This is a genomic window from Gordonia sp. (in: high G+C Gram-positive bacteria) (assembly GCF_020438995.1).
Taxonomy (GTDB): Bacteria; Actinomycetota; Actinomycetes; order Mycobacteriales; family Mycobacteriaceae; genus Gordonia.
Genome location: NZ_JAGQTN010000226.1, coordinates 1 through 12,907 on the forward strand (window position 1 = coordinate 1; position 12,907 = coordinate 12,907).

General features: G+C 66.8%; 12 protein-coding genes. 6 read left to right on the forward strand and 6 right to left on the reverse strand.

Going from position 1 to position 12,907, the window contains the following annotated elements; translation table 11 throughout:
- From KDB67_RS16120 to KDB67_RS16135, 4 genes are all read right to left on the reverse strand, one after another.
- The coding region (locus KDB67_RS16120; protein WP_291017652.1) for an ATP-binding cassette domain-containing protein at positions 1 to 194 on the reverse strand (194 nt) is incomplete at its 3' end.
- 74 nt (positions 195 to 268) lie between these two features.
- Entirely contained in the window at positions 269 to 1,459 is a 1,191-nt protein-coding gene (gene sufD, locus KDB67_RS16125) for a Fe-S cluster assembly protein SufD (protein ID WP_291017655.1), read from the reverse strand.
- On the reverse strand, positions 1,459 to 2,895 hold the full coding sequence (gene sufB, locus KDB67_RS16130; RefSeq protein ID WP_291017658.1) for a Fe-S cluster assembly protein SufB: 1,437 nt from the start codon (positions 2,893 to 2,895) through the stop codon (positions 1,459 to 1,461). The genes sufD and sufB overlap by 1 nt, the downstream gene beginning before the upstream one ends.
- The gene (locus KDB67_RS16135) at positions 2,892 to 3,677 is read right to left on the reverse strand and encodes a transcriptional regulator (RefSeq protein ID WP_291017677.1); all 786 of its coding nucleotides are present in this window, start codon (positions 3,675 to 3,677) and stop codon (positions 2,892 to 2,894) included. Before KDB67_RS16135 ends, sufB begins: the two co-directional genes overlap by 4 nt.
- A gap of 254 nt (positions 3,678 to 3,931) precedes the next feature.
- Between KDB67_RS16135 and mptB the strand changes: the two genes are divergently transcribed.
- The 4 genes from mptB (at position 3,932) to KDB67_RS16155 (ending at position 8,508) form a co-directional block, all read left to right on the forward strand.
- Complete coding sequence (gene mptB / locus KDB67_RS16140; protein ID WP_291017680.1) at positions 3,932 to 5,695, forward strand: polyprenol phosphomannose-dependent alpha 1,6 mannosyltransferase MptB; 1,764 nt, start codon at positions 3,932 to 3,934, stop codon at positions 5,693 to 5,695.
- Positions 5,696 to 5,801: 106 nt separating this feature from the next.
- The gene (locus tag KDB67_RS16145; RefSeq protein WP_291017661.1) at positions 5,802 to 6,710 is read left to right on the forward strand and encodes an ABC transporter ATP-binding protein; all 909 of its coding nucleotides are present in this window, start codon (positions 5,802 to 5,804) and stop codon (positions 6,708 to 6,710) included.
- Positions 6,707 to 7,522 (forward strand): ABC transporter permease, encoded by an 816-nt coding sequence (locus tag KDB67_RS16150; protein ID WP_291017664.1) that lies wholly within the window; start codon positions 6,707 to 6,709, stop codon positions 7,520 to 7,522. Before KDB67_RS16145 ends, KDB67_RS16150 begins: the two co-directional genes overlap by 4 nt.
- Positions 7,523 to 7,572: 50 nt before the next feature.
- A complete protein-coding gene (locus KDB67_RS16155; protein WP_291017682.1) occupies positions 7,573 to 8,508 on the forward strand; it encodes a COX15/CtaA family protein in 936 nt (311 codons plus the stop codon).
- A 70-nt stretch (positions 8,509 to 8,578) separates the two neighbouring features.
- On the opposite strand, the gene KDB67_RS16160 is transcribed toward KDB67_RS16155, so the two are convergent.
- Complete coding sequence (locus tag KDB67_RS16160; protein WP_291017667.1) at positions 8,579 to 8,995, reverse strand: hypothetical protein; 417 nt, start codon at positions 8,993 to 8,995, stop codon at positions 8,579 to 8,581.
- Positions 8,996 to 9,043: 48 nt separating this feature from the next.
- On the opposite strand from KDB67_RS16160, the gene KDB67_RS16165 reads away from it, so the two are divergent.
- The gene (locus KDB67_RS16165) at positions 9,044 to 10,009 is read left to right on the forward strand and encodes a quinone oxidoreductase (protein WP_291017669.1); all 966 of its coding nucleotides are present in this window, start codon (positions 9,044 to 9,046) and stop codon (positions 10,007 to 10,009) included.
- Between the two features lie 18 nt (positions 10,010 to 10,027).
- Here the strand turns inward: KDB67_RS16165 and KDB67_RS16170 are convergent, their stop codons facing one another.
- Positions 10,028 to 11,014, reverse strand: coding sequence for a heme o synthase (locus KDB67_RS16170; RefSeq protein WP_291017671.1), 987 nt, complete (start codon positions 11,012 to 11,014; stop codon positions 10,028 to 10,030).
- A 346-nt stretch (positions 11,015 to 11,360) separates the two neighbouring features.
- On the opposite strand from KDB67_RS16170, the gene KDB67_RS16175 reads away from it, so the two are divergent.
- Positions 11,361 to 12,907 (forward strand): transketolase (locus KDB67_RS16175; RefSeq protein ID WP_291017674.1); only part of this gene is annotated, 1,547 nt, incomplete at its 3' end.

Here is a 12,907-nt window from a genome sequence, read left to right on the forward strand (position 1 = left end):
GTGACCTCGTACTTGGGGTGGCCGGCGATGGCGTATGACAGCGTCGACTTGCCGGAGCCGTTGGGCCCCATGATGGCGTGGGTCTCACCGGAGGCGACGGTCAGGTCGACGCCCTTGAGGATGCTGATGGGTTCGGCGTCGGCGTCGGACTGCTTGACGTTGACGTGCAGATCCCGGATTTCCAGAGTGGTCACAATTGATCCTTGACTAAAGATATGAGAACGACGGTGCTATTTGAACGAGAATGCTTGGGCTGTAAGCGGTTCCGTCACAGGACGACGAGTTTGAGTTCTTCCTCGATCGCGTCGGCCAGGCGCTGACGGATCTCCTGGACACCGATCTTGAGGATGATCTCCCCGAAGAAACCGAGAATCACCAGACGCCGTGCCTCGGCCTCGCTGATGCCGCGTGACTGCAGGTAGAACAGTTGCTCGTCGTCGAAACGTCCGGTGGCGCTGGCGTGTCCGGCACCGACGATCTCGCCGGTCTCGATCTCCAGGTTGGGCACCGAGTCCGCACGGGCACCGTCGGTCAGCACCAGGTTCCGGTTGAGCTCGAAGGTGTCGGTGCCCTCGGCCTCGGGGCGGATCAGCACGTCACCGATCCACACCGTATGCGCTTCCCGCAACCGGTCGCCGGAACCGTCACTCTGCAGCGCACCCTTGTACACCACGTTGGAACGGCAGTGGGGCTGGCTGTGATCGACGAGCAGACGCTGCTCGAGGTGCTGGCCGGCGTCGGCGAAGTACAGGCCCCACAGTTCGACGTCGCCGCCGGGTGCGTGGTAGCGCACCAGGGGCGAGAGCCGGACCAGATTGCCGCCGAGGCTGACCGCGAAATGCCGGACGATCGCGTCGCGGCCGACACCGATGTGGTGGGCGGCCACGTGCACGGCGTCATCGGCCCAGTCGTGCACGTTCACCACGGTGAGGTGGGCGTGATCGCCGACGACGAACTGGACATTCTCGGCATACGTCCCGCTGCCCTGCTGGTCGAGGACGATCACAGCACGGGCGAACGCCTCCAGCCGGATCTGGATGTGGCCGAAACCGACCTCACCGGCGCCGGGTCCGTCGACCTTGACGAAGACCGGTTCGGCGAGCTCGGTCTCCTTGGCCACGGTGATGACGGTGGCGTCGGTGAACGAGGAGAACGCTTGCGCGGCAACCCTGTCGAACGGCGCACCACCCTCGGCCAGACGCTGATCGTCGCGGCCGACGGTCTCCACTGTCACCCCGTCGGTCACGCCGTCGACGACGATCGACGGGTCGGCGGTGCGTACGGCGGTGCCATCGTGCAGGCCCCGCAGGCGGCGGAACGGGGTGAACCGCCACACCTCTTCACGCTGGTTGGGGATCTCGAAGGCGTTCACGTCGAACGAGGTGAACTGTTGTCCCTTGTTGACCTGGGCGGCAATGGTGCCGGGCGCCTCGGCGCGCGGAAGCGTGGGGTCTGCCATCAGCCGACGGCTCCTTCCATCTGCAGTTCGATGAGTCGATTGAGTTCGAGGGCGTATTCCATCGGCAGTTCCTTGGCGATGGGCTCGACGAAGCCGCGCACCACCATGGCCATCGCCTCGTCCTCGGTGAGGCCGCGGCTCATCAGATAGAACAGCTGATCGTCGCTGACCTTGGACACCGTGGCCTCGTGGCCCATCGTGACGTCGTCCTCGCGGATGTCGACATACGGGTAGGTGTCGCTGCGCGAGATCGTGTCGACGAGCAGCGCGTCGCACTTGACCGTCGATCGGCTGCCGTAGGCGCCGCTGTTGATCTTGATCAGACCGCGGTAGGAGGCCCGGCCACCGCCGCGCGCCACCGACTTGGACACGATGTTGCTCGAGGTGTGCGGGGCCAGGTGCACCATCTTGGAACCGGTGTCCTGATGCTGTCCCTCACCGGCGAACGCCACCGAGAGCACCTCGCCCTTGGCATGCTCACCGGTCAGCCAGACGGCCGGGTACTTCATGGTGACCTTGGAGCCGATGTTGCCGTCGATCCACTCCATGGTGGCGCCCGCCTCGGCCTTGGCCCGCTTGGTGACCAGGTTGTAGACGTTGTTCGACCAGTTCTGGATGGTGGTGTAGCGGCACCGGCCGCCCTTCTTGACGATGATCTCCACGACGGCCGAATGCAGCGAATCGGTCTTGTAGATCGGGGCGGTGCAACCCTCGACGTAGTGCACGTAGGCGCCCTCGTCGACGATGATCAGCGTGCGCTCGAACTGGCCCATGTTCTCGGTGTTGATACGGAAGTAGGCCTGCAGCGGGATGTCGACATGCACGCCCGGCGGCACGTAGATGAACGAACCACCCGACCACACCGCGGTGTTGAGCGCGGAGAACTTGTTGTCACCGGCCGGGATCACCGAACCGAAGTACTCGCGGAACAGTTCGGGATGCTCACGCAGACCCGAATCGGTGTCGAGGAAGATGACGCCCTGCTGCTCGAGGTCCTCGCGGATCTGGTGGTAGACCACCTCGGACTCGTACTGCGCGGCCACACCGGCGACCAGACGCTGCTTCTCGGCCTCGGGGATGCCCAGCTTGTCGTAGGTGTTCTTGATGTCCGCGGGCAGTTCGTCCCAGGTGGTGGCCTGCTTCTCGGTGGAGCGCACGAAGTACTTGATGTTGTCGAAATCGATGTCGTCGAGTCCGGCGCCCCAGTGCGGCATCGGCTTGCGGTCGAAGATCCGCAGCGCCTTCAGGCGCGCTTCGAGCATCCATGCGGGCTCGTTCTTCTTGCCGGAGATGTCGGCGACGATCGCGTCGGAGAGTCCACGCTGCGCCGCGGCGCCCGCGGCGTCTGAGTCGGACCAGCCGTAGCCGTAAGTACCCAGCGAGGCGATGGTCTCTTCCTGCGTCATCCCCGTCGGTGCGGGATCGGTGACTGTCATGACGTTGCCTTTCGAGGTGACGGGTGGTGAGCGGCCGCGGGCTGTGCGGTCTTTCGCTCGGCAGAGAATGTCGCTGATGATCCTGGTCGTCGGGGCGGGTCGGCGGTCGATCCGGAGGCACCGACCGTTCCGAGGGCGATCAGCGGTACGTGCGTGGTGCAGGCGCAGTCACCGTTGGCGATGGTCGCCAAACGCTGAACATGTGTGCCGAGCAACTCGGTGAACACCGCGGTTTCGGCCTCGCACAGCTCGGGAAAGTCTTCGGCGACATGCGCGACCGGGCAATGATGCTGGCAGATCTGGATGCCGTTGCCGACCTGCCGGGTGTTGGCGGAGAACCCAGCGCTGGTGAGCGCGTCGGCGATGCCCTCCACCGTTCCCGCCACCGATCCGCTCTCCGCGGGCACCACATCGGCGACGATGCGCGTGATCCGATCACGGGCGAAGTCCTCGACCGCCTGCTGCCCGCCGACATTGCGCAGTGCCCGCAACGCGGCACCGGCCAGATCGTCGTACGCGTGGCGCAGCTTCCCGCGGCCAGTCGGGGTCAACTGGAACCATTTGGCGGGACGGCCGCGGCCGCGCTGACCGTATCCCGACGACGACGCCTCGACATCCCCCGCGGCCGCCAGCGCGTCCAGGTGTCTGCGCACCCCCGCCGCGCTGATACCGAGCCGATCGGCGATCTCACCGGCGGTCAGCGGTCCGTCCTCGACGAGCAGTGACACCACGGCAGCACGGGTCTGCCCGTCGTGCACGGTTGGTGCGGCCAGGTCGTTCAAGTCTTCTCCGGAACGTCCCGACCTGCGGTTGCGGCGTCGACGGGCGTCCTTCACCGGTACTTCGGTCGTCTCGCCCACGGATTTCACAACACAAGTGTGTCGTAATTGATTCCCGACTGCCAGCAAGGGTGGCCTTACCCGACCGGTCCAGGTTGTCGACCGCAAAGCCCACTAGAGTTCTCGCTGTGCACGCGACGCATCCCCCGGAGCAGACGCCGCCCAGGCCACGGGCCGGGCGCCGCGTCGCGGCTTACCTGGGTCTGCGCCGCGAACGAGCGCAACCCGATGCCGATACCATCGGCGACTACGGCAAGACGCTCGCCAGGCTCCACGACGACGAACGCGAGGTCGGGCCGCTCAACGCACGGGAAAATCTTCTGCTGGGCCGCATCAAGATCTTCGGTGCCACCGGATCGATCCTGTTGCTCATCGGATCGCTGGGCACCGGTCAGATCCCGGTGCTGCAAAATCCTGTCGCCGGTACCCGCGTGCTGTCACTCCCGTCGCGGATGTGGAGTACATCACTGACGCTCACCGTCGCCGGCACCATCATGCTCGTGCTGGCGTGGCTGCTGATCGGGCGATTCGCGGTCGGCCGCCTCAGCGTCGAAGTACTGGCCGGGCGCAGTCCCGCGCGTCGTATGACCCGCAAGCAGGCCGACAGGACTCTGCTGCTGTGGAGCATCCCTCTGGCGGTGGCGCCCCCGATCATCAGCAAGGACGTCTATTCCTACCTGGCGCAGAGCGCAATCGCCCATCGCGGCATGGACCCCTACGTCGTCAGCCCGCTGAGAGGGCTGGGGGTCGATCACGTACTCACCAGGTCGGTACCCAATCTGTGGCGGGACACACCTGCACCGTACGGCCCGTTCTTCCTGTGGATCGGTGAAGGCATCACCGCGATCACCGGCAACAACATCACCGCGGCGGTGTTTCTGCACCGACTGGTCGCGTTGCTCGGTATCGCGCTCATCGTGTGGGCTCTGCCGCGGCTGGCGCGCAGGTGCGGGGTGTCCAGTGTCGCGGCCATCTGGCTCGGCGCCATGAATCCGCTGGTTATCATCCACCTGGTCGGCGGCATCCACAACGAGGCACTGATGCTCGGGCTGATGCTCGTAGGCATGGAAGTCAGCTTCCGGGCCATCTACGGCGCCCGGCGATTACGGCGGCCCGGCGCGTGGCTGCCGAGTCAGGCCGGGTGGTTGCTGATCGCCGGTGGTGCGCTCATCGCCGCCTCATCCATGGTGAAGATCACATCGTTGCTCGCGATGGGCTTCGTCGGCCTGGCACTGGCCCAGCGCTGGGGCGCCACCCTGCCCGCGCTCCGGCACGCGCCCATCGGGCAGTGGTGGCACAGATCACGCCGGTCGGTGATCGCGCTCTCATTGTCGGCGGCCTTCCACACCGCCGTGCTCGTGGCGGTGATGGCGGTGATCGGCCTGATCACCGGTCTCGGTTTCGGCTGGATCCACACCGTAACGACCGGCGGAGTGGTGCGGTCGTGGATGTCGCTGCCCACCGCGGTGTCGGTGGTCACCGGCGGCGTAGGACAATCACTCGGACTCGGTGACCACACGCAGACCATTCTCGACACCGCCCGGCCGCTGGCGCAGGTCGTGGCCGGTCTTTTCATCATCCGCTGGATGCTGGCCACCCTCAGCGGCCGGATCCATCCACTCGGCGCGCTCGGCGTGTCCATGGCCACGTTCATCGCGTTCTTCCCCTTCGTGCAACCGTGGTACCTGCTGTGGGCGGTGATCCCGCTGGCCGCCTGGGCCACCCGACCGTGGTTCCGGTTGCTGACCATCCTCATCAGTGCCCTGATCGCGGTGGTGGCATTGCCGACCGGCGCGAACACGGGTGCGGTCTTCATCGCCTCGGGTGTGCTGGCCGGTGTGATCGTCGTCGGTGTTCTCACCGCGATCTTCTTCGAGAACGTCGGCATCCCCCGACGTTTCGCTCGCTCCGGACCATCGCGGCCGGGCCGCCTTTTGTCCCGGACGCGCCACGAGGAATAGGCTGACTGCCGTGCGTTCCACGACCGCCCCCTCGGGCGCCACCACCGGCGATCGAACGGCAGATCACCGGCCATCGGAACCGACGAGTCCCGCCGGGGAGCATGCCTTGAGCGTCACCGGACTGGTCAAGCGCTGGGGATCGACAGCGGCTGTCGACGGTCTCGATCTCACGGTCCCGCACGGCTCGGTGCTGGCTCTGCTCGGCCCCAACGGCGCGGGAAAGACCACCACTGTGGAGATCTGCGAAGGCTTCCGGACCCCTGACGAGGGCCAGGTCCGCGTACTCGGTCTCGACCCTATCTCCGACAGCGACGCCCTGCGGTCCCGGATCGGGGTGATGCTGCAAGGCGGTGGTGCCTACACCGGCGCCCGCGCCGAGGAGATGGTGCGCCTGTGCGCCTCGTACTACCGCGACCCGATCGATCCGCAGTGGCTGCTCGACGTCCTCGGACTGCGCGAGGCGGCCCGTACGTCGGTACGGCGGTTGTCGGGCGGGCAGCAGCAACGCCTTGCGCTCGGCTGCGCCATCGTCGGGCGTCCTGAACTCGTATTTCTCGACGAACCGACCGCGGGCCTGGATGCGCACGCGCGAATCATGGTGTGGGAGCTGATCGACCGGCTCCGCGCCGACGGCGTGTCGGTACTTCTGACCACCCACATGATGGATGAGGCCGAGGAACTCGCGGATCGGGTGGTGATCATCGACCACGGACGTAAGGTCGCCGAGGGCACCCCCGCCGACCTGACCCGTAGGGGCGCCGAGAACGAACTGCGCTTCACCGCGCCCCGGGGGCTGGACCTGAGCCCGCTCGACGTTGCCCTGCCCGAGGGGTATGCCAGTTCCGAGCCTTCGCCGGGTAGCTACCTCGTTGTCGGCCCGATGACCCCGCAGGTGCTGGCCACGGTCACCGCGTGGTGCGCGAGGATCAACGTGCTGGTCACCGATCTGCGCGTCGAAAGCCGGAGCCTCGAAGACGTTTTCCTCGGACTGACCGGGAAGGATCTGCGGGGATGAGCACTCATGCATCGGGTCGGACACAGGCCGCCAACAGATTTCCGGCCGGGGCCTTCTCGCCCGCGCCACGGCCCGCACCGATCACCACGATCCTCGCCGCCCAGTCCCGGCTCGAACTCAAGCTGCTGCTGCGCAACGGCGAGCAACTGCTGCTGACCATGTTCATTCCGATAACCGTGCTGATCGGGCTGTCCCTGCTGCCTGTCGACACCGGACTCGGCGCGACGGTCGGCGAACGTGCCGATGTGATGGTCCCGGCCATCATGACGGTTGCGATCATGTCCACGGCGTTCACCGGCCAGGCCATCGCGGTGGGTTTCGACCGCCGGTACGGCGCCCTGAAAAGGCTCGGCGCCACACCGATTCCGCGCTGGGGCATCATCGCGGGCAAGTCCATCGCCGTCGCGGTGGTCGTGGCATTGCAGGCGGTGATCCTGGGCGCCATCGGACTCGCCCTCGGCTGGCGCCCGGAGATCGCCGGACTCGCCCTGGGGGCGGTGATCATCGCGCTGGGCACCGTGACGTTCGCCGCGCTCGGCCTGTTGCTCGGCGGCACGCTCAAAGCCGAGATCGTGCTGGCGCTGGCAAACCTCCTGTGGTTCGTCCTGATCGGGATCGCAAGCCTGACCATCATCGACTCCGGCGTCCCCGACGCGGTTCGCTGGGCAGCCCGCTGCGTTCCGTCGGGTGCGCTGACCGAAGCTCTCAGTCAGGCGACGGCCGGGAGTTTCGACGTATTCGGCATCGGCGTGTTGCTGCTCTGGGCGGGGGTCGCCGGCGCCCTGGCCGTGAGGTGGTTCAAGTTCGAATGAGTTCTGTCACAACGCACAACTCCCCTTCCACGGGTGCCGTCCCGGAAGGTATGCCCGACCGAAAACCGTCCTTCCTCGACCGGATCCCCGGCTTCGCCCGCCCGACCGACCGGTTCGTGACCGGCTGGGCCATCGCACTACTCGTATCCAATATCGGGATCGTGGCCACCGGTGGCGCGGTGCGGCTGACCAAGTCGGGACTCGGCTGCCCGACGTGGCCGCGGTGCACCGCCGAATCGGTGGTCCCGCACGCCGAGTTGGGTATTCACGGCGTGATCGAGTTCGGCAACCGGATGCTCACCTGGGTGCTGACAGTGATCGCCATCGCCACCGTGATCGCAATCTGGCGACGGCGTCCGATCGTCCGCTTCGACCGCCGGCTGTCGGTGCTGCTCGCCCTCGGCATCCCCTTCCAGGGAGTCATCGGGGGCATCACCGTGCTCACCGACCTCAACCCGTGGGTGGTGGCGCTGCATTTCCTGTTGTCGATGGCCTTGGTCTCCGGCGCGACGTGGCTGGTGTACCGGCTGCGGCACCCCCACGAACAGTCCGACGTCTCCCCCGGCCTTCCGACCCGGCTGGGCCGTGATCTGTCCTGGTTCGTCTACGCGATGACCTGGGCGGCAACCTATCTGGGTACGGTGGTCACAGGCTCCGGACCGCACGCCGGCGACGAGGACGCACCACGCAACGGCCTGGACCCGGCGAATGCCACCCAGTTGCACGCCGATGCCGTGTTCATCCTGCTCGGCGCCGCCATCGCACTGGTGATCGGTACCCGCGCCGCGCGCCTGCGGCAGTTCCGTACCACCCTGGTGTTCCTCGGCCTGCTGCTGTCACAGGGGCTCATCGGGGCCATCCAGTACGCCACCGACCTGCCGATCGCGCTGGTGATCGCGCATATGACCGGCAGCGCGTTGCTCGTCACCGGGGCGACCTGGCTCGTCATCTCATTCAGCCGCGGCAGTCACGAGACCGAGCTCTGACCCGACCTGGGTCAGAGCTCCAGAATCCGGCGACAGCTGCCGCCCCACCGGGCGCGGCCAGGCCGGTCCGTCAGCCCAGGCCGGGGTCGCGGTAGGTGGGATTGACGATCTTGGTGTTGCGGGCCTTGGGGAAGCGCTTCTGGTTGGCGACCCAACCAGCCATCTTCGCGTAGTGGCCCTTCTGTGGGGTGACCGTCGAGATCAGCTCACGATCCCACTCGGGCGCCTCCTCCAGCCCGTCGACGACATCGATGACGGCCTTGGCCGTGGCCAGGTCGTTCACCACGCGGTCACCGAGTACCCCGCCGGACTCCCCGACCAGGGTCACCCGTACTCCGGCCGCACCGATCGGCTGCAGCACGGCCTTGGCCGAACCGCCCTCGCGCGCCACGAAACCACGGACAGCCGCGAGAACTTCCTTGGGTGCGGTCACCGTCGGGGTGTTCTGCTGGAGGGCTTCGGTATCGGTCGAGGGCGCGTCAGTCATGCCGGTCAGCATACCGGCCGCCGGGTGCGGACCGTGTACAACAGTGGCATGCGTGCGATACAGGTCACGACCCACGGTGGTCCGGAAGTTCTGTCCCTGACCACAGTCGACGACCCGACACCCGCCCTCGGCGAGGTACTGGTCCGCACGGGAGCTGCAGGTGTGAACTTCATCGACACCTACCTACGCCGGGGCATGTATCCCTCCGTGCCGCCGTACATTCCGGGATCGGAGATCGCCGGCACCGTGGTTGCCGCCGGTCCGGACGTGACCGGCCTCGGCTTGGGTGAGCGGGTCGCGACGGTGAACGCGGTCGGCGGCTACGCAGAGCTTGTCGCCGTACCGGCCGAACGCACCGTCAGGCTTCCCGACGACGTACCCGACGACATCGCCGGATCGTCGATGCTGCGCGGCCTCACCGCGCACTACCTCCTCGACGGCAGCGCACATCCACGCGAAGGCGACACCGTGCTGGTGCACGCCGGCGCCGGTGGTGTCGGGCTGATTCTCACCCAGCTCGCCAAGCTCCGCGGCCTGCGGGTCATCACCACCGTCTCCTCCGACGAGAAGGAGTCGCTGTCTCGCGAGGCCGGTGCCGACCATGTGCTGCGGTACGGCGACGACCTGGCCGCGGAGGTACGCGACCTCACCGCAGGTGAGGGGGTGACGGTGGTCTACGACGGCGTCGGTGCCGACACCTTCGAACAGTCCCTGGCCTCGACTGCGGTCCGGGGCACGGTGGTGCTGTACGGGGCGGCAAGCGGACCGGTACCGCCGTTCGACCTACAACGCCTCAACGGCCTGGGGTCGCTGTCGGTGACACGCCCGACGCTGGCCCACTTCATCGCAGACCCTGACGAGTTGGCCTGGCGCGCGGGCGAACTGTTCGGGACCATCGCCGAGGGCAATGTCCGGGTGCGCGTGGGGCAACGCTACGCGCTCTCCGGCGCCGCCGAAGCACATCGCGACCTGGAGGCACGGATGACGACAGGGAGCACCGTTCTGATTCCCTGATCGCGGTCCCGGGAAGACTCAGAAGAAGTCGGCGATCGTCTTCATGTTGACGACGGCATCGATGGCCAGACCGCAGAACAGGATGGCCAGGTACTCGTTGGACTGCAGGAATACCTTGAGCGGCGCGACCTCGGCGCCCGCCCGGGTTTCGCTGTACAGCTTGTGCACGCGGCTCAGGAACCAGCCGCCACCGAGCACGGATATCGCCAGGTAGATCCAGCTGGTCGCCGGGATCAGCACCAGTGAGGTGACGACGGTGGCCCAGGTGTAGAAGAGCATCTGCCGGGTGACGCGTTCCTCGGTCGCGATGACAGGCAGCATCGGCACCCCAGCCGCCTTGTAATCCTCCTTGTAGCGCATGGCCAGCGCCCAGGTGTGCGGCGGTGTCCAGAAGAAGATGACCAGGAACAACACGATCGGTTCCCAGCTGAGCGAGCCGGTGACCGCGGCCCAGCCGACCAGCGTCGGCATGCACCCGGCCGCGCCTCCCCACACCACGTTCTGCCAGGTCCGGCGTTTGAGGATCATGGTGTAGACACCGACGTAGAAGGCGATCGTCGCCAGCACGAGCAGTGAACTGAGCAGGTTGGCGGCCGTCCACAACACGATGAACGACGCGATACCCAGCACGATGCCGAAGATGAGTGCGGCCCGTGTCGAGACCGCGTGCCGGGCGATCGGTCGGCGTGCGGTGCGTTTCATCTTCTGATCGATGTCCGCGTCGGCGACCATGTTGAGGGTGTTGGCGCTGCCCGCACCCAGCCAGCCGCCGATCAGGGTGAAAGCGATCAAGGGAAGGTCGACCTCGCCGCGGTCCGCCTGCAGCATGACCGGGATCGTCGCCACCAGCAGCAGCTCGATCACGCGAGGTTTGGTGAGTGCGACATAGGCGAGCACGGTGTCGCGCACTCGTCGCGGCACAGACTGCTTGCCCGAACCCTGCGGTACCGAGGTCTCTCGGGGGGCGGCGGAGGACGATCCGCTCACATGTTCCCCAATCCTCACTGGCACTCCTCGTCTGCCGACGGACACCGATGTCGCGCCCGGCAACCACTCGGCTGACTACTACAGGGAATGGTAGACGGTTCGCCTCACGATCACGGAATCGCCTCGGTCACCGGCGACTCGAACCGCCGGGTTCCCCGGTCGATGTCCCATCCCGCTCTAGAGGAATTGGTCACATCGGCGGCGGAACCTGAGTCCTGTTGGTCCACGTGGCCGAACCCTCATACGACCAGACGTTTAGGCTGGACTGCAGTGACCATCACCCAGTGGTTCGTCGTAGTCGTATTTCGTAGCCGTTCTCGTCCAGTGCCGTCGCAGCCCCACTCACCACAGGAGACACCACATCGTGGCCAGCACCTCTAACAGTCCCGCCGTTATCACCGACGAGATCCGTGCGCTGACGGTCGCCGAGTACCCGGCCGACTGGACCGACGTCGACACCCGGGCCGTCGATACCGCCCGGCTGCTGGCCGCCGATGCGGTGCAGAAATGCGGCAGCGGGCACCCGGGCACCGCGATGAGCCTGGCCCCGCTGGCATACACGCTGTTCCAGCGCACGATGCGCCACGATCCCGCTGACCCGCAATGGGTGGGCCGGGATCGTTTCGTTCTGTCCTGCGGGCATTCGAGCCTGACCCTGTACGTCCAGCTGTACCTCGGCGGTTTCGGACTCGAACTGCCGGATCTGGAGGCACTGCGCACCTGGGATTCGCTGACCCCCGGTCATCCCGAATACCGGCACACCAAGGGCGTGGAGATCACCACCGGGCCACTGGGCCAGGGTCTGGCGTCGGCGGTGGGCATGAGCATGGCCTCGCGTTACGAGCGTGGTCTGTTCGATCCGCAGGCCCCCGCCGGGACCAGCCCGTTCGACCACTTCATCTACGTCATCGCCTCCGACGGCGACATCGAGGAGGGTGTCACCTCCGAGGCGAGTTCGCTGGCCGGTACCCAGCAACTCGGCAACCTCATCGTCTTCTACGACCAGAACCAGATCTCCATCGAGGACGACACCGACATCGCTCTGTCCGAGGATGTGGCCAAGCGGTACGAGGCCTATGGCTGGCACGTGCAGACCGTCGACGGCGGTGAGAACGTCGCCGGTATCGAGGCGGCCATCGAGGCGGCCAAGGCCGTCACCGACAAACCGTCGATCATCTGCCTGCGCACCGTGATCGCCTTCCCCGCCCCCACCAAGATGAACACCGGTGCCTCGCACGGATCGGCACTCGGCGCCGACGAGATCGCCGCCACCAAGACCATCCTCGGTTTCGATCCCGAGAAGTCGTTCGAGGTCTCCGACGAGGTCATCGGCCATACCCGCGGCCTGCTCGCCCGTGGCAGCGCGGCCAAGGCCGAATGGGCCACCGGTTTCGACGCGTGGGCCGCGGCCAACACCGAGGCCAAGTCGCTGTTCGACCGTCTGGAGGCCGGCACACTGCCCGACGGCTGGACCGACGCCCTCCCCTCCTGGGAGCCCGGCGACAAGGCCGTCGCCACCCGTTCGGCGTCCGGGAAGGTGCTCTCGGCTCTCGGTCCGGTGCTGCCGGAACTGTGGGGCGGCTCGGCCGACCTCGCCGGCTCCAACAACACCACCATCGACGGTGCCAAGTCGTTCGGCCCGGCGTCGATCTCGACGTCCACGTGGACCGCCGACCCGTACGGCCGCACCCTGCACTTCGGTATCCGCGAGCATGCGATGGGCTCGATCCTGTCCGGCATCGTCCTGCACGGACCGACCCGCGCCTACGGCGGCACCTTCCTGCAGTTCGCCGACTACATGCGGCCCGCCGTGCGTCTGGCGGCCCTGATGGAGATCGCTCCGATCTACGTGTGGACACATGACTCGATCGGTCTCGGCGAGGACGGTCCCACGCATCAGCCGGTCGAGCA